Below are 16,427 nucleotides of genomic sequence, written 5' to 3' on the forward strand. Positions count from 1 at the left end.
CTGCCGCCGCGGCCGGGCTGGCGGCGGGCGCGAGCCGCGAAGCCGTGGAAGCAGGCCTGGCGGCCTACCACGTCGCCGGCCACCGCGGCGCGGTCGTGCACCAATACGGCGGGGTCAGCTTCATCGACAACTCCAAGGCCACCAACCCGCACGCCGCCGACGCCGCCTTGGAGGGCCTCGACCGGGTCATCTGGCTGGCCGGCGGGCAGCTCAAGGGGGCAGATGTCAGCCAGCTGGTCGCCACCCACGCCGACCAGCTCAAGGCCGCCGTCGTGCTGGGCGTGGACCGGCAGCTGGTGGCGCGGGCCCTAAGCTCCCACGCCCCGCAGGTCCCCGTCACCGTCTTAGACGAGCCGGACCCGCAGGCGGCCATGGATGCCGCGGTCGCGGCGGCCTGGCAACACGCCGAGGCGGGGGATACCGTACTTTTGGCCCCGGCTGCGGCATCGTTAGACATGTACACCGGGATGGCGCAGCGCGGCGACTTCTTTGCCGCCGCAGCCCGCGCTCTCACGGAGCAATCCGCCCACGACGCCGCCCAGGATGCCGGGGAAGATCACGAGGAGAAGCCAGCGCAATGACCTCCACATCGCAGAAGTCAGCCAAGCCCGGTCAGCGGGCGGCTAATTTCCTCGCGCGCCGCCTCGATCAGATGAACAAGTGGCCGGGGCTGGACTATCTGATGTTGCGGATCATCATCTTCCTGCTCGTCGGCATCGGCGTGACGATGGTCTTTTCTTCCTCCATGGCCGAATCTCTCGTGGAATCCGGCCTGGTCTGGGGCCAGGCGCTGCGCCAGACCGCGATGGTCCTGGTCGGGCTGTTGGCCTTCTGGGGCGCGCTGAAGATCCCGCCGCGGGCCATGCGGTGGGCCATCCCGTGGATCCTGTTGCTATCCATCGTGCTGCTTATCCTCGTGCTCATCCCGGGGGTGGGTACCGGCCGCGCGGAGGTCGGCTCCCAGTCGTGGATCATCTTGGGGCCCATCTCCTTGCAGCCCTCGGAGCTGGCGCGCGTGGCCATCGGGCTCTTCGGCGCCTCGGCGCTGGCCAACAAGCAGCACCGCCCGAAGGATCTGCTGGATCCGTTCATGATCTATTCTGCCATCGCGGCCCTGATGTTCCTGCTGATTATCGGCCAGGGCGACCTGGGCATGGCTATGTCCTTCGCCGTGGTGGTCGTTTTCACCCTGTTCTTCGCCGGCGTGGACTGGCGCGTGGTCGCCTCGATTATCGGCCTCGCCTTCGCCGGCGTCGTCTTCGTCTTCCTCGCGGGCGGTTTCCGCTCGCACCGTTTCCACACCTACTTCGACGCGCTGGTGGGCAACATCCAGGACACCCAGGGCACCGGCTTCCAGGCATACCAGGGCTTCCTCTCGCTAGCCGATGGGGGCGTCGCCGGCGTGGGCATTGGCCAGTCCCGCGCCAAGTGGTTCTACCTGCCGGAGGCCAAGAACGACTTCATCTTCGCCGTGGTGGGCGAGGAGCTCGGCCTGTGGGGCGGCGCACTGGTCATCGTGCTCTTCGCCCTGCTGGGGTTCTTCGGCATCCGCACCGCCTTGCGTGCGCAGAACCAGTTCCACGCCCTCATGGCGGCGACCCTGACCACCGGCGTGGTGGCCCAGGCCTACTTCAACATCGGCTACGTCGTCGGCCTGCTGCCGGTGACCGGCATCCAGCTACCGATGATCTCGGCCGGCGGCACCGCGGCAATCATCACCATTGGCTCCATGGGCCTGTTGTGCAACGTGGCCCGGCACGAGCCGGAGGCGGTCTCGGCCATGCGCAACTACGGGCGTCCGCTCTTCGACCGGCTCTTCTTCATCGCGGAGCCGGAACCGGCCGATGCCGCCCCGCGGGGCGGTCGTCGCCGCGCCGACGGTTCGGGCGCGCCTCGGGACCGCCGCCCCGAGCGCCCGGGTGCGAGCCCTCAAAAGCGGGGCAGTGTCCGCAGGCAGCAGCAGCGCGAGGAGCGTTTCGGATCCCCGGTGACCGGGCGGACCCGCCCGGTGCGCTCCACGCCGCGCGGGCAGGATTCCACCGGGCGCGGCGGGGACAGGAATCCGCGTCGGCGCTGGTAGCCTGTAGTTCATGAATTCAAAGCCTTTATCCGTCGTCGTCGCTGGTGGCGGCACTGCCGGACACATTGAGCCGGCCCTGGCTGTGGCCGCTGTCCTGCAGCGCGACTACGGCGTCCTTATTACCGCTCTGGGCACCCAGAAGGGGCTGGAGAGCGACCTCATTCCCGCCCGCGGGGTGGACCTGGAGATGATCACCCCGGTCCCGATCCCGCGCAAGCTCAGCCTGGACCTGCTGAAGCTGCCGTACCGCCTGATGCGCTCCGTGCTGGAAGCGCGCAAGGTTCTTAAGAAGGTGGACGCTGACGTCGTCTTCGGCACCGGCGGCTACGTCGCCGCGCCGGCCTACCTGGCCGCGGCCAGCCGCCACCTGCCCTTCTACGTTTTGGAGACCAATGCGTTGGCGGGCCTGGCCAATAAGCTGGGCGTCAAGCTGGGCGGCATCGGCTTCAACGCCCACCCGAATTCGGGCATGCCGGGCGAGCAAGTCGGCATTCCGGTGCGACCGGAACTGGGCAACGACCCGGAGGCCGCCGCCCGCGGGCGCGAGCTCTGGGGCCTGCGCGAGGGTATTCCCACCATCCTGGTCACCGGCGGCTCCCAGGGCGCGGCCAGCATTAACCGCGCCGTGGCCGAGGCGAAGTTCTCCTGGGCCGGGGAGTTCCAGGTCCTGCACGCCGTCGGCAAGAAGAACGCGCTGCCCGAGTCGAGCGAGGGCTACGTGCCGGTGCCGTACATCGATGACATGTCTGCGGCCCTGGCCGTGGCGGATCTGGCGGTCTGCCGCTCCGGGGCGATGACCGTGGCGGAGGTCTCCGCCGCCGGTGTACCCGCCATCTACGTGCCGCTGCCGCACGGCAACGGCGAGCAGGCTCTCAATTCCAAGGATGTCGTGGCAGCGGGCGCTGCCATCCAAGTCCCTGACGCCGAGCTGGACGCCGACCGCCTCGACCGCGAGGTGCGCGCCATCCTGGGCGATGCGCAGCGCCTTAAGTCCATGCGCGCGGCGGTTGCCGACAGCGCGGCCGGCGGCGCGGCCAAGCGCCTAGCCGATCACATCGCCACCGCCGTCCGAGAAGGCAAGGAGGAATCCTAGTGGGTCCCGAATCCACCCCAGACGCAGTCAACCTCGACCGGGTCCACCTGGTGGGCATCGGCGGCGCCGGCATGTCCGGCCTGGCCCGGATCCTCCTGGCCCGCGGCAGCGCCGTGTCCGGCTCGGACCAGAAGGAATCCACCGCCGTGGAGGTCCTGCGCACCCTCGGCGCGCAGATCTCGGTCGGCCACGCCGTAGAGAACCTGCGGCTCAGCGGCGAGAACCCGACCGCCGTGGTCACCTCTTTTGCCGCGATCCCGCAGGATAATCCGGAGCTGGTCGCCGCGCGGGAGGCCGGCATTCCGGTCATCCGCCGCTCCGACCTGCTGGGAGAGCTGATGGAGGGCTACACCCAGGTGCTGCTAGCCGGCACCCACGGCAAGACCTCGACGACCTCGATGACGGTCAACGCGCTGCAGCAGGCCGGCGAGGACCCGTCCTTTGCCATCGGCGGCCAGCTCAACCGGGCCGGCACCAACGCCCACCACGGCAGTGGGCAGGCCTTCGTGGCCGAGGCGGACGAGTCGGATGCCTCCCTGTTGCGCTACCGCCCGGACGTGGCGGTGGTGACCAATATCGAGCCCGATCACCTGGACTTCTTCGGCACCCCAGACGCCTACTTCCAGGTCTTCGAGAACTTCGCCGACCGGATCACCCCGACGGGGCACCTGGTGGTCTGCCTGGAGGACGAGCACGCGGCCCAGATGGGCCAGCGCGCCGCCCAGCGCGGCGTCGCCGTCGTAGGCTACGGCACCCCCGACGCCGTCCATCGCTACCCGGACGTCCCGGCGGCCGCGGTGATTTCTACCGAGGAGGCCACCGCAGAGGGCACCCGGGTCACCGTCCACCTGGACGTGGCGGGGCACTCGGTGGACTTGGACTACCTGCTGCAGGTCCCCGGACACCACATGGTGCTCAACTCGGCCGCCGCCTTGGTGGCCGGCACGCTGGCGGGCGCGGACCCGCACAAGCTGGCCGACGGGCTCAGCGACTTCACGGGAGTGCGTCGGCGCTTCGAGTACCGCGGGGCCGTCGCGGCGGGGCCTCAAGGCCAGGACCCGGTGGAAGTCTTCGACGACTACGCGCACCACCCGACCGAGGTAGCCGCGGTCCTGCGCGCCGCCCGCGAGCGGGTGGAGGCGACCACCCGCGCCGGCCGCGTGGTGGTCTGCTTCCAGCCGCACCTGTACTCGCGCACCATGAAATTCCAGCAGGAATTTGCTGACGCGCTGAGCCTGGCGGACGTGGCAGTCGTGCTGGATATCTACGGCGCCCGCGAGCAACCGGTGGAGGGGATCACCTCCCGCATCATCACCGACAAGATCCCCGCGGGAACCGAGGTCTTCTACGAGCCGGACTTCTCCGCGGCGGCGGCCAGCGTGGTCGCGGCCGTCAAACCGGGCGATCTGGTGCTGACCATGGGTGCCGGCTCGGTCACCTTGGTGGCCGCGGAGATCCTGGCTGAGCTGGAGCAGCGTTTCCAATGAGGAGCAAGCTAGTACTTTCGGTGGTAGGCGCCCTCGTGGCGGTGGTGGTCATTGCTGCCGCCGTGGTGTGGTTCTTCCCCGTGTTTAAGGCCCAGAATTTCGAGCTTAACGGTGCCACCCAGGTCACCGAGGAAGAGATCCGCGAGGCCTCCGGGATAGCCGAGGGCAGCAACCTGATGCGACTGGACGCGCACGCGGCCGCCGAGGGCGTGGCCACCCTTCCGTGGGTCAAGTCCGCGACGGTGGGCCGCTCCCTGCCCAGCACGGTGCAGGTGGACATCACCGAGCGGGAGGCCGTGGCCTTCCTGCGCGAGGGCGATGGCACCCACCTCATTGATTCGGCGGGCAAGGAATTCGTCGTCGCCGAGCCGCCGGAAGGGGCCGTGGAGATAGACAGTGATGACAAGTCCAGCCTGGTCGACGCCGTCGAGATCCTGGCCGCCCTGTCGCAGGACCAGCGCGCCCAGGTCGAAAGTCTCAGCATTGACGAGAAATACTCGGCCACCCTGCACCTGACGGAAGGCCGTACGGTCGTCTGGGGCGCGAACGACGACAACGCGGACAAGGCGCGGGCGTTTTCCGCCGTGCTGCAGATGGACGGCACCCAGTGGAATATCACTAACCCCGAGTTGGTGACCAAGCGCGATTAGCGCTGTAAAAAATTCTTGAATTCGCGCCCCGCCTGATTGCCGTATGGTGGGGGCGCGAACTGCATAAAAGCCCATGTCAGCAACCCTAAAGTAGAGGTTGAGGGTACCGACACGCGGGCAAATGAACACGTAAATTACACGTGTGTCAGTGAAGATGGATAACAACCGCGTCACAGGCGCGCAATTCCTCGTTTATTTACCAACAAATCCCGAAAGGTTTGACCACCTCTCATGAGCACACCGAACAACAATTTGGCGGAAATCAAGGTCGTCGGCGTCGGCGGCGGCGGCGTCAACGCCGTCAACCGCATGATCGAAGAAGGCCTCAAGGGCGTCGAGTTCGTGGCAATCAACACGGACTCCCAGGCGCTGATCTTCTCCGACGCTGACTTCAAACTGGATATCGGCCGCGAGGCCACCCGCGGCCTAGGCGCCGGCGCCAACCCGGAGGTCGGCCGCACCTCCGCCGAGGACAACAAGTCCGAGATTGAGGACGCCCTCAACGGCGCCGACATGGTCTTCGTCACCGCCGGTGAGGGCGGCGGCACCGGCACCGGCGCCGCCCCGGTCGTGGCCTCCATCGCCAAGAAGCAGGGCGCGCTGACCGTCGGTGTCGTCACCAAGCCCTTCAAATTCGAGGGCGCCCGCCGAACCCGCCAGGCCCTGGAGGGCATCGAGCAGCTCCGCGAGGTCTGCGACACCCTGATTGTCATCCCGAACGACCGCCTGCTGCAGCTGGGCGACGAGAACCTGTCCATGATGGAAGCCTTCCGCGCCGCCGATGAGGTCCTCCATAACGGTGTTCAGGGTATCTCCAACCTGATCCTCATCCCGGGCATGATCAACGTCGACTTTGCCGACGTTCGCTCCGTCATGGCCGACGCCGGCTCCGCCCTGATGGGCGTGGGTTCTGCCCGCGGCGACAACCGGGTCATGACCGCGGCCGAGCAGGCCATCAACTCCCCACTGTTGGAGTCCACCATGGAGGGCGCCAAGGGCGTGCTGCTGTCCGTGGCCGGCGGCTCCGACCTAGGCCTGCAGGAGGTCTACGAGGCCTCCTCCATGGTCGAGGAGAAGGCCGACCCGGACGTCAACCTGATTTTCGGCACCATCATCGACGACAACCTGGGCGACGAGGTCCGTGTGACCATCATCGCCACCGGTTTCGACGCTGAGAAGAACGCTACGGATAAGCCGGCTGGCGAGCCCCACCCGCAGCAGACCCAGCAGCGCTCGGGTTCGCTGTTCGAAAACCGCGACCGCGTCACCGAGCCGGAGCCGGCCGAGGAGCCGCGCGGCGGCTACGAGCCGCGCCACCAGCTGCGCCACGACGAGCGCGAGGGCTACAGCCCGCGCGAGTCCGAGCCGCAGCGCCGCGCCGGTGACTCCCGTGGCGACAGCGGGCTGTTTACCACCCGCGAGCGCTTCGACCGGGAGGCCCCGCGCGAGGACTACCGCCCGAGCTACCGCGACGAGCGTGACAACCGCGGCGACGACGACCTGGACGTGCCGGACTTCTTGCGCTAATTAAGTCCTAGCGCGCGCTAGTCTGGAGTGCATGCCAGTAAACGAGGAAGCACGCACCACCCGCCCCGCCCGCCTGAAACGCCCCTTCCGGATGGTCTTTACGGCCCGCTCGGGAGGGGCTTCGGCGTCCCCATACGAGTCTTTCAACCTGGCTGAGCACGTGGGCGACGCCCCGGCGGCGGTCGCGGCGAACCGGCAGCGCCTGCGCGAGCTGCTGCGCCTAGACGAGATCGTCTGGATGGAGCAGCTCCACACCAATAACGTCACCGTCGTCGACGGCTCGCAGTCTGAGCCCGTGGAGGCGACCGATGCCCTGGTCACCGCCACCGAGGGCCTGGCCCTGGGCGTGCTGGTCGCCGACTGCACTCCGGTGCTGCTGGCCGACCCGGAAGCCCGCGTGGTCGCCGCCGCCCACGCCGGGCGCTTAGGCGCGCGCAACGGGATCGTTCCGGCGACCGTGGAGGCGATGTGCGACCTCGGCGCGCGCCCGGAGCGCTTGCAGGTGCTGCTGGGCCCGGCCGCCAGCGGGCGGCACTACGAGGTACCCGCCGAGATGGCCGCCGACGTCGAGGCCCACCTGCCCGGCTCGCGGACGACGACCGAGAAGGGCACCCCGGGCATCGACGTGCGCGCCGGGCTCATCCGGCAGCTGATGGGCTTGGGCGTTACCGCCATCCAGGCGGATCCGCGCTGCACTATCGAGGACACCACTTTCTTTTCCTACCGCCGGGAGGGGACGACCGGCCGGCAGGCAGGACTCATCTGGTTGGAGGAGCAGACCGACAATGACCGATAAGACCACCCCGCAGGACCGCCAGCAGGACACGGCAGACCAGGGCAGCGACCAGGCCCGGCTCGCCGAGTTGGAGCGCGGCCTGGCTAGCACCCGGGCGCAGATCTCCGAACTGGCCGCCGAAGCCGGCCGCCCGGCGCCGCGCCTGCTGCCGGTGACCAAGTTCCACCCGGCCGAGGACATCGCGCTGCTTAGCCAGCTGGGGGTGACCGATGTTGCGGAAAACCGCGAGCAGGAAGCCCGCGCCAAGGCCGAGCAGCTGCCCGAGATGCGCTTCCACATGATCGGCCAGATCCAGACTAAGAAGGCCAACCACGTGGCCCGCTGGGCACACAGCGTGCACTCGCTGGATTCCGAAAAACTCGCCCACGCCCTCGACCGCGGGGTGGAGCTGGCGCGCGAGCGCGGCCAGCGCAGTGAGAACCTGCCGGTCTACGTGCAGCTGTCCTACGACTCGGATCCGTCCCGCGGGGGCGTGGCCTGGGACACGGCCGAAGACCTGCTGCGGGTGGTCGAGGATCTGGACAACCTGGACCTGCGCGGCATCATGGTCGTCCCGCCCGTGGAGGCGGACGCGGCAGAGGTCTTTGCCTCCGCGCGCCAGCTGGTCGACGAGCTGGGGGAGAAGCTCGGCCACCCGCTCGAGCTGTCGGCCGGGATGAGCGCGGATCTGCGCGAGGCAATTTTTGCCGGCACGGATATCGTGCGTGTCGGAACCGGCATCATGGGCGCGCGGCCAGTAGGTTAAAAACCAACGCAAAGACGCATATCAGACCGCACTTGTACATTTCGGGTCAGAGGGAGACCACATATGTCATTTATTGATCGCACGAAGGAGTTCTTCGGCCTGCAGCCGATGGACATGGACCACGACGACGCCTACTACGAGGACGACGCTCGCTACGCCACCGCCGGCTCCGCGGCCTACCAGCCGCGCCCGAGCTACGAGCGCACCCCGGCCGAGCCGGAGTTCGCGCCGACCATCGTGCCGATTTCCCTGACCACCTACAACGATGCCCCGAAGATCGGCGAGCCCTTCCGCGACGGCGACGCCGTAGTCTTCGAGCTGACCGACGCCGAGAAGTCCGCCGCCAAGCGCTTCATCGACTTCGCCGCCGGTCTCTGCTTCGCGCTGCGCGGCCGCATGGTCGACCTGACCAAGGGTCTAGACACCGAGCGCCGCGTGTTCGCCATCGTGCCGGAGCGCGCCAACATCTCCACCCTAGAGCTGGAGCGCGCCGCCCAGCTGCGCTAAGCACGCCACGGCTTTTTGCTCCCCGGGCTTTGCCCACCGGTTAACCCCGGTGAGGGCACCCGGGGATTTTTCGTGGCTTACCGGGTAATTCCCCAAAGGTGGGGGTAGTTCGGATAGGGTCGAAGGGGTGAGTCAATTAGGAATTATTCTGTACGCCGTGCTCCGTATCTTTTCCCTAGCGCTAATCGTGCGCATCATCATCGAGATGATCCAGTCCTTTTCCCGGCAGTTCAACCCGCCGCGCTGGTTCATGATGTGCGCCGAGCCGTTGTTTGCGGTCACAGATCCGCCCGTAAAAGCCCTGCGCAAACTCATTCCGCCGTTGCGGCTGGGCGGGGTAGCGCTAGACATGTCAATCATCGTCCTGTTCATTATCCTGGCCATCCTGATGAATATCGTCATTGCCACGATGGTCTAGTTTCCGTGATTTGGCCGGCCTCCGGCGGGCTAGAACACGGCGGTGACGGACGAGCACTAGCGGGGCAGAGGTAAACGAAAGTGCAAAATCGTCAACCTCGGCTTAATATTGAGACTTGAGTAATCGTCCGTTACTGTGTCTTTTTGGTTACAATGAAACGAAGAATCGTATTATTGTCCGATTAGAAAACCTTGGGTTGGGCGACGAGTGTAGGCTCGTAGCTTGATTCATATCTTCTATTGGCTCCGGAAACCTCCGGGGTTGCACCGACTTGAAGGGGAAGAGAAGTCAATGCCGCTGTCACCAGCTGATGTACACAACGTCGCGTTCAGCAAGCCGCCGATTGGCAAGCGTGGCTACAACGAGGACGAGGTCGACCAGTTCCTCGACCTGGTTGAAGACGCCCTTGCCCAGCTGCAGGACGAGAATGACGAGCTGCAGTCGCAGGTCAACAGCCTGCAGTCCGGCTCCGGCGCCGCCACCGCTTCCGCGGCGTCCGCTACCTCTTCGGTCGACGAGGCCGCTCTCCGCAAGGAGATCGAGGCAGACCTGCGCTCCCAGCTCGACAAGGAATACGAGAAGAAGCTGGCCGACGCCAAGGCCGAAGCCGCGCAAAACGCCAAGAAGGAGCAGGCTTCCGCCGCTGGCAAGTCCAGCGCCGACTCCAAGGAGCTGAAGGCCGCCCAGGACGAGGCCACCAAGGCCAAGCAGGACCTGGACAAGGCCCGCCGTGACCTGGAGGTTGCCAAGAAGGAAAACCAGGAGCTGCAGAAGAAGGTCGCGGACGTTTCCGGTTCCTCCGCCTTCGCTTCCACCGCCAAGGAGACCCCGGCGGCTGCCGCCACCGCGGACGCCAACGGGCTGGCTACCCCGGAGACCCACATGCAGGCCGCCCGCGTGTTGGGCCTGGCCCAGGAGATGGCCGACCGCCTGACCAACGAGGCCAAGGCCGAGTCCGAGTCCATGCTGAGCGACGCGCGCACCGCCGCCGAAAAGCAGCTGTCCGACGCCGACACCAAGTCCCGCACCCAGTTGGACGAGGCCCAGAAGAAGGCCGACGCTCAGGTCGCCGAGGCCCAGCAGCGCGCCAAGCAGACCGAGTCCGAGGCTAACTCCCGCGCCGAGGCCCAGATCCGCCAGGCCGAGGAGAAGGCAGCGGCCCTGCAGGCTGACGCTGAGAAGAAGCACACCGAGATCATGAATACGGTCAAGCAGCAGCAGACCGCCCTGGAGACCCGCATCTCCGAGCTGCGCACCTTCGAGCGCGAGTACCGCACCCGCCTGAAGACCCTGCTGGAGTCCCAGCTGGAGGAGCTCGAGAGCCGCGGCTCCGCCGCCCCGAACGGCGAGTCCAACTCCTAAGACTTCGCTAGGGGAGGAAGCTCGTCTTCCCCGCGCTACCGCACGCCCCCGGACGCCCACGGTCATAACCGTGCGCGACGGGGGCTTTGGTGTAGGTTTAATGCATAAGCCAGTTTGATACGCATCTGCGAGAAAGGGCGTCATTTTCCATGCTGATTGCTGCCTTGGTCTTAGCGTTCATCGCTTTCATCGCCTTCGTAAACTACCTGTTGTCCGCGGCCACTTGGTCGCTCGTGGTGGTTTTCGTCGCCGCAGCCGCCGGCATCATCCTGGTTATAATTGACGCCTTTGCCAAGCACCGCGGGGACCGGACCCCGCCTAGCTCGCAGCCGCAGGACGCGGCCCGCCAGTCCTAGCTGTCCTGTCCCCGCCGGCTGGCCTGGTGCGGAAACGAATTGCCGCGGGGACTGGCCGAGCCGGCGCTCGGGCGGCTATACTAAGGGCTTATATACGATGATCCGGCAATCACCGGGGAGTATTCCGGAAGAACGGCGCTGCCTTTTGCGTTATCTGAGCAGCGCTTATTAGAACCGGGCGGGTGGGACCGTCAACTCCTTCACGATCAACGAAGCGGGAGCGCCATGCGGGCTCCAAGCGGGGTGGTACCGCGCTCATAACGGGCGTCCCCGCGCAGTGTTTAATTACCGCGCGTGAAGGATGGAGCAATACCGTGAACCACCACAGCCCCAATGTCGGCGGCGTGTACCCCAAGGTCGACATGACCGGCGGTTCCAGCCGCTTCCCGGATATGGAAGAGGTCGTCCGGGACTACTGGAAGCAGGACGGGACCTTCCAGGCCTCGTTGGATCAGACCGAGGACAAGCCGGAATACATCTTCTACGACGGCCCGCCTTTTGCTAACGGCCTGCCGCACTACGGTCACCTTCTGACCGGCTACGTCAAGGACATCGTCCCGCGCTATCGCACCATGGCGGGCAACTACGTCCCCCGCGTTTTCGGCTGGGACTGCCACGGCCTGCCGGCGGAGCTGGAGGCCGAAAAGCAGCTGGGCATCACCGACAAGGGCCAGATCGAGGAGATGGGCCTCGAGCGCTTCAACGAGTACTGCGCGTCCTCGGTTTTGCGCTACGCGGGCGAGTGGAAGGACTACGTCACCCGCCAGGCCCGCTGGGTGGACTTCGACCACGGTTACAAGACCATGGACCTGGACTTCATGGAGTCGGTCATGTGGGCCTTCAAGGAGCTCTACGACAAGGGGCTTATCTACCAGGGTTTCCGCGTGCTGCCGTACTCCTGGGCCGAGCACACCCCGTTGTCGAACCAGGAAACCCGCCTGGATGACTCCTACAAGATGCGTCAGGACCCGACGCTGACCGTGACCTTCCCGGTCACCGGCGCGCTGGCCGGCTCGGCCGCGGAGGAGACACTGCAGGCCAACCCGGAGCTGGCCGACGCCTCTTTCCTGGCCTGGACCACCACCCCGTGGACCCTGCCGTCTAACTCCGCCCTGGCCGTGCACCCGGAGGTCACTTATGCCCTAGCACGCGTGGGCGGCGACGGCGAGTTCGCCGGCCGGCTCTTCGTGCTCGCTGACGGGCTGCGCGCGGCGTATGCCAAGGAGCTGGGCGAGGACGCCGAGGTCGTCAAGACCTTCACCGGCGCGGAGCTGACCGGCTTCAACTACCAGCCGATCTTCGATTACTTCGCCGATATGCGCAACGGCTTCCAGGTACTGTCTGCCGACTACGTCACCACCGAGGACGGCACCGGCGTGGTCCACCAGGCCCCGGCCTTCGGTGAGGACGATATGAACACCTGCGCCGCGCACGACATCGAACTGGTCATCCCCGTCGACGACGACGGCAAGTTCACCTCCCAGGTGCCGGACTACGAGGGCCAGCTGGTCTTCGACGCCAACAAGGACATCATCCGCGACCTGAAGGCCGCGGGCCGCGTGGTGCGCCACCGGACCATCGAGCACTCCTACCCGCACTCGTGGCGCTCCGGCGAGCCGCTCATCTACAAGGCGATGCCGTCCTGGTTCGTCAAGGTCACCGAGTTCCGTGATCGCATGGTCGAGCTCAACCACAACGAGATCGAGTGGATGCCGGGCCATATCCGCGACGGCCAGTTCGGCAAGTGGCTAGAGGGCGCCCGCGATTGGAACATCTCCCGCTCGCGCTACTGGGGCGCGCCGATCCCGGTGTGGGTCTCCGACTCCGAGGAGTACCCGCGCATGGACGTCTACGGCTCGCTGGACGAGCTGGAGCGCGACTTCGGTGTGCGCCCGAGCTCGCTGCACCGCCCGTACATCGACGAGCTGACCCGCCCGAACCCGGATGATCCGACGGGCAAGTCCACCATGCGCCGCGTGCCGGACGTGCTGGACTGCTGGTTCGAGTCCGGCTCCATGCCTTTCGCTCAGAAGCACTACCCGTTCGAGAACAAGGACTGGTTCGAGACCCACTCGCCGTCGGACTTCATCGTCGAGTACTCCGGCCAGACCCGCGGCTGGTTCTACGTCATGCACGTATTGTCCACCGCTCTGTTCGACCGCCCGGCGTACAAGAAGGTCGTCGCCCACGGCATCGTCCTAGGCAACGACGGGCTGAAGATGTCCAAGTCCAAGGGCAACTACCCGGACGTCAACGAGGTCTTCGACCGCGACGGCTCGGACGCCATGCGCTGGTTCCTCATGTCCAGCCCCATCCTGCGCGGCGGCAACCTCATCGTGACCGAGCAGGGCATCCGCGACGGCGTGCGCCAGGCGCTGCTGCCCATCTGGAACGCCTGCTCCTTCCTGCAGCTCTACGCCGGCCAGGAGGCGCACTTCGACACCTCCTCGACCAACGTGCTGGATCGCTACATCCTGGCCAAGACGCACGACCTGGTCAAAAACGTCGATGCCGCCCTGGCGAATACCGACATCGCCACCGCCACCGAGGAGGCACGCCTGTTCGCAGACGTGCTCACCAACTGGTACGTGCGCCGCTCCCGTGACCGCTTCTGGTCCGGCGACGCGGAGCACCCGGAGGCCTTCAACACCCTCTACACGGTGCTGGAGACCGTGGCCCGCGTCTTCGCCCCGTTGCTGCCGCACATCAGCGAGGTCATCTACCGCGGCCTGACCGGTGAGCGTTCCGTCCACCTGACCAGCTTCCCGGATCCGGCGGACTACCCAGCTGACGATGCCCTGGTCTCCGCCATGGATGCCACCCGCGCGGTGGCCTCGGCAGCGTCCTCGGTGCGCAAGTCCAATAAGCTACGCAACCGCCTGCCGCTGCCGAAGCTGACCGTGGCGATGGCCGGCGCGGACAAGCTGGCGGATTTCGCGGGCATCATCCGCGATGAGGTCAACGTCAAGGAGGTCGAGCTGACCGAGGACGTGGATTCCGCCGGCCGTTTCGAGGTCGTCTGCAACGCGAAGGTCGCCGGCCCGCGCCTGGGCAAGGACGTCCAGCGCGCGATCAAGAACCTGAAGGCGGGCAACTACGAGCGCCAAGGCGAGGAGGTCGTCGTCGACGGCGACATCACCCTGCACGCCGACGAGTACACCGAGCGCCTGCAGGCGGCGGATCCGGACTCGACGGCCCGCATCGACGGCGTCGACGGTCTGGTGGTGCTGGACACCAACGTCACCGAGGAGCTGGAGGCCGAGGGCTGGGCCGCGGACGTTATCCGCGGCCTGCAGGACGCCCGCAAGGCCTCCGGGTTCGAGGTCAGCGACCGGATTTCCGCAGTGCTCTACGTGCCGGCGGAGAAGGAAGACTGGGCTCGTCGCCACGCCGAGCACATCGCGGGCGAGGTGCTGGCCACGGACTTCCAGGTCAGTACAAACGCCCCCGCTGAAAGCGAGGGCGTGCACCAGGTGGTGGCGGGAGTTACCGCCACCGTCGCGAAGAATTAATTTGTGCCCGGCAGGTGCTTGCGCCAGGCCAGGGACACGTTGCCCAGGCAGAACAGCGCGAGCACCGCGCCGACGGAAAACAGGCTGGTAAAGCCGATATACGGCGCCAGCGCCGAGAACGCCATCGGGATGAAGAACCCGAGGTAGGCGATGCAATAGTAGACGGCGGTCAGGCCGGCCAGCTCCCGCTCGCCGGCGATCCGCTGGACCTCGGACAGCCCGGCCACCAGGGCCAGGCCGTAGCCGGCGCCCATCGTGGCAGCGGCGAGAATGCCCAGCGGCAGCGACAGGGTGTGCGCGGCGGCGGCCCCCAGCAAGGTGCCGCAGGTGATAACCGCCATGGCGATAGCCGAGGCGCGCGCCGAGCGGTTGGTGTCAATGACTTGGCCGAGCATCTGCACGCCCACGCCGCAGCCCAGGGTGATGACCGTCATCAGGCCGGAGAAGGCGATGGGGACGTCCCCGGCCGAGCGGGAGAGCAGCTGGGGCAGCAGCGCATAGGCCGCGCCGGCGCAGCCAAAGACCCACGGGGCGACGGGGACCACCACGCGCAAGAAGCGGCGGTGCGCGGCGGCCGGGATGCGCAGCATGGTCAGCATGTCGCCGATGGTTAGCTCCAACACCGTGCGCTTGATGGACCCGCGCATGGGCTGCCGGGTCTCGGGAGCGTGGCCCAGCCACCAGCCGGTGGCCAGGGTTAGCACGATGTGGATGACATACGCCAGGTGGGTGGGCCACGGGCCCCACTGCGCCAGCACCGAGGCCAGCCCGGCGCCGACGAGGAAGCCGACGGTCAGGCACAGCGAGGCCTTGCGGGCGCCGCCGCGGGGCTCGAGCTCGGTGATCCAGGTGGAGCCGACCGCCATGACCAGGCCCAGCGCCATGCCGCAGAGCACGCGCCCGCCGGCGATAATCAGCGGTTCGTTCGGGGCCACCGACAGCAGGAAGGAGCCGAACAGGGACAGAGGAGCGGCCGGCAGCAGCGTGGGCTTGCGGCCGATGAGATCGGATAACGGCCCGCCGATAAGCAGGGCGGGGATAATGCCCACCACGTAGGCGGCCAGCAGCCCGTTGACGGTGACCTGGCTGAAGCTGGAAACCTCGCGGTACATCACCAGCAGCGGGGTGAACTCGTTGCCGCCCCAGGCGACGGCGACCATGGTGCCAGCCACAGGCCACCAGGCGTGGGAGGGATAGGACTTAACAGAGGGGATGCGTTCGGTAACGGTAGTGGTCATAACTGATTTCGGGAGTGGGTGAGGTGGTCAGATAAGGCGTGGCTGTAAGCCTCGAAGTCGCCGTCGTTAAGAGCGCGGGTGAGCTGGCGGTGGCCGTCGACGAAGCGGCGGGCGCGCGCCGGGCTGCGCCCGACCGCCGTGGCGGTAAAGCGCTGCTGCTGCTCGCGCAGGCTGTGGCCGAGCTGGGACAGGAAGCGGTTGCCGCCGTTGTCCATGATGGTCTGGTGGAACTTGGCGTCCAGGCGGGTGTATTCGGCCAAGTCCTCGGCCGCTAGGGCTGCGTCCTGCTCGGCGATGATGGCCTCCAGCACGCCGCCGATGACGTGACGCTCGCTGTCCGAGAGTCCGCAGATGTGCTCGGCGGAAAAACGGTCCACCAGCTCGCGGGCCTCGTAGACCTCGCGGATGTCCCGGGCGGTCAGCGGCACCACCAGGGCCCCACGCTTGGGGTAGAGGTGCAAAAAGCCCTCGACCTCTAGGCGGAGGAAGGCTTCGCGGACGGGGGTGCGGCTGCAACCGAGTTCCTGGGCCACTTCGCCCTCGCTGAGCATGGTCGATCCGGGCACGGTGCCGTCGATAATTCGTTCCTTGAGGTAGGCATAGGCCCGTTCCGCCGCGGGCGGGGAGGGGTGCTCGGTCTTTGTATGCAACATGGA

At 66.9% G+C, this 16,427-nt stretch carries 15 protein-coding genes; 13 read left to right on the forward strand and 2 right to left on the reverse strand.

What is annotated here, in order from left to right; genetic code table 11:
- The 13 genes from HMPREF3067_RS03035 to ileS all read left to right on the forward strand — a co-directional run.
- On the forward strand, positions 1–581 hold a 581-nt coding region (locus HMPREF3067_RS03035; protein ID WP_305764490.1), incomplete at its 5' end, for a glutamate ligase domain-containing protein.
- On the forward strand, positions 578–2,080 hold the full coding sequence (locus HMPREF3067_RS03040) for an FtsW/RodA/SpoVE family cell cycle protein (RefSeq protein WP_070768265.1): 1,503 nt from the start codon (positions 578–580) through the stop codon (positions 2,078–2,080). The genes HMPREF3067_RS03035 and HMPREF3067_RS03040, both read left to right, overlap by 4 nt.
- A 10-nt stretch (positions 2,081–2,090) precedes the next feature.
- Positions 2,091–3,173 carry an undecaprenyldiphospho-muramoylpentapeptide beta-N-acetylglucosaminyltransferase gene (murG, locus tag HMPREF3067_RS03045; protein WP_070768266.1) on the forward strand — a complete coding sequence of 361 codons (1,083 nt, stop codon included), beginning with the start codon at positions 2,091–2,093 and terminating at the stop codon, positions 3,171–3,173.
- A gap of 71 nt (positions 3,174–3,244) precedes the next feature.
- On the forward strand, positions 3,245–4,660 hold the full coding sequence (gene murC, locus HMPREF3067_RS03050) for a UDP-N-acetylmuramate--L-alanine ligase (protein WP_083319106.1): 1,416 nt from the start codon (positions 3,245–3,247) through the stop codon (positions 4,658–4,660).
- A 20-nt stretch (positions 4,661–4,680) separates the two neighbouring features.
- Complete coding sequence (locus tag HMPREF3067_RS03055; RefSeq protein ID WP_246819216.1) at positions 4,681–5,310, forward strand: cell division protein FtsQ/DivIB; 630 nt, start codon at positions 4,681–4,683, stop codon at positions 5,308–5,310.
- A 231-nt stretch (positions 5,311–5,541) separates the two neighbouring features.
- Positions 5,542–6,837 carry a cell division protein FtsZ gene (gene ftsZ, locus HMPREF3067_RS03060; RefSeq protein WP_070768269.1) on the forward strand — a complete coding sequence of 432 codons (1,296 nt, stop codon included), beginning with the start codon at positions 5,542–5,544 and terminating at the stop codon, positions 6,835–6,837.
- 31 nt (positions 6,838–6,868) lie between these two features.
- Positions 6,869–7,633: a peptidoglycan editing factor PgeF gene (pgeF, locus tag HMPREF3067_RS03065; RefSeq protein WP_070768270.1), complete on the forward strand. Its 765-nt coding sequence runs from the start codon at positions 6,869–6,871 to the stop codon at positions 7,631–7,633.
- Complete coding sequence (locus HMPREF3067_RS03070) at positions 7,623–8,378, forward strand: YggS family pyridoxal phosphate-dependent enzyme (protein ID WP_070768271.1); 756 nt, start codon at positions 7,623–7,625, stop codon at positions 8,376–8,378. Before pgeF ends, HMPREF3067_RS03070 begins: the two co-directional genes overlap by 11 nt.
- Positions 8,379–8,441: 63 nt before the next feature.
- Positions 8,442–8,885: a cell division protein SepF gene (locus HMPREF3067_RS03075; RefSeq protein ID WP_070768272.1), complete on the forward strand. Its 444-nt coding sequence runs from the start codon at positions 8,442–8,444 to the stop codon at positions 8,883–8,885.
- Positions 8,886–9,012: 127 nt separating this feature from the next.
- Complete coding sequence (locus HMPREF3067_RS03080; protein ID WP_070768273.1) at positions 9,013–9,303, forward strand: YggT family protein; 291 nt, start codon at positions 9,013–9,015, stop codon at positions 9,301–9,303.
- A gap of 291 nt (positions 9,304–9,594) precedes the next feature.
- Positions 9,595–10,665 (forward strand): DivIVA domain-containing protein, encoded by a 1,071-nt coding sequence (locus HMPREF3067_RS03085; protein WP_070768274.1) that lies wholly within the window; start codon positions 9,595–9,597, stop codon positions 10,663–10,665.
- Positions 10,666–10,814: 149 nt separating this feature from the next.
- Positions 10,815–11,021: a hypothetical protein gene (locus tag HMPREF3067_RS03090; protein ID WP_070768275.1), complete on the forward strand. Its 207-nt coding sequence runs from the start codon at positions 10,815–10,817 to the stop codon at positions 11,019–11,021.
- 362 nt (positions 11,022–11,383) lie between these two features.
- On the forward strand, positions 11,384–14,533 hold the full coding sequence (ileS, locus tag HMPREF3067_RS03095) for an isoleucine--tRNA ligase (RefSeq protein ID WP_210400075.1): 3,150 nt from the start codon (positions 11,384–11,386) through the stop codon (positions 14,531–14,533).
- On the opposite strand, the gene HMPREF3067_RS03100 is transcribed toward ileS, so the two are convergent.
- Both HMPREF3067_RS03100 and HMPREF3067_RS03105 read right to left on the reverse strand, forming a co-directional pair.
- A complete protein-coding gene (locus HMPREF3067_RS03100; protein WP_070768277.1) occupies positions 14,530–15,771 on the reverse strand; it encodes an MFS transporter in 1,242 nt (413 codons plus the stop codon). The genes ileS and HMPREF3067_RS03100 overlap by 4 nt on opposite strands.
- Positions 15,768–16,424, reverse strand: a complete 657-nt coding sequence (locus tag HMPREF3067_RS03105; RefSeq protein WP_070768278.1) for a GntR family transcriptional regulator — start codon at positions 16,422–16,424, stop codon at positions 15,768–15,770. The genes HMPREF3067_RS03100 and HMPREF3067_RS03105 overlap by 4 nt, the downstream gene beginning before the upstream one ends.
- Between the last annotated feature and the right edge of the window lie 3 nt (positions 16,425–16,427).

The sequence above is a fragment of the Corynebacterium sp. HMSC04H06 genome (assembly GCF_001815935.1).
In the GTDB taxonomy this organism is placed as follows: domain Bacteria; phylum Actinomycetota; class Actinomycetes; order Mycobacteriales; family Mycobacteriaceae; genus Corynebacterium.

Bases quoted from the DNA above. Each gene is read 5' to 3' on its own strand.
- HMPREF3067_RS03040 (WP_070768265.1), top strand. From the start codon at position 578: ATGACCTCCACATCGCAGAAGTCAGCCAAGCCCGGTCAGCGGGCGGCT.
- murG (WP_070768266.1), top strand. From the start codon at position 2,091: ATGAATTCAAAGCCTTTATCCGTCGTCGTCGCTGGTGGCGGCACTGCC.
- murC (WP_083319106.1), top strand. From the start codon at position 3,245: ATGTCCGGCCTGGCCCGGATCCTCCTGGCCCGCGGCAGCGCCGTGTCC.
- ftsZ (WP_070768269.1), top strand. From the start codon at position 5,542: ATGAGCACACCGAACAACAATTTGGCGGAAATCAAGGTCGTCGGCGTC.
- pgeF (WP_070768270.1), top strand. From the start codon at position 6,869: ATGCCAGTAAACGAGGAAGCACGCACCACCCGCCCCGCCCGCCTGAAA.
- HMPREF3067_RS03070 (WP_070768271.1), top strand. From the start codon at position 7,623: ATGACCGATAAGACCACCCCGCAGGACCGCCAGCAGGACACGGCAGAC.
- HMPREF3067_RS03075 (WP_070768272.1), top strand. From the start codon at position 8,442: ATGTCATTTATTGATCGCACGAAGGAGTTCTTCGGCCTGCAGCCGATG.
- HMPREF3067_RS03085 (WP_070768274.1), top strand. From the start codon at position 9,595: ATGCCGCTGTCACCAGCTGATGTACACAACGTCGCGTTCAGCAAGCCG.
- HMPREF3067_RS03090 (WP_070768275.1), top strand. From the start codon at position 10,815: ATGCTGATTGCTGCCTTGGTCTTAGCGTTCATCGCTTTCATCGCCTTC.
- ileS (WP_210400075.1), top strand. From the start codon at position 11,384: ATGACCGGCGGTTCCAGCCGCTTCCCGGATATGGAAGAGGTCGTCCGG.
- HMPREF3067_RS03100 (WP_070768277.1), bottom strand. From the start codon at position 15,771: ATGACCACTACCGTTACCGAACGCATCCCCTCTGTTAAGTCCTATCCC.
- HMPREF3067_RS03105 (WP_070768278.1), bottom strand. From the start codon at position 16,424: ATGTTGCATACAAAGACCGAGCACCCCTCCCCGCCCGCGGCGGAACGG.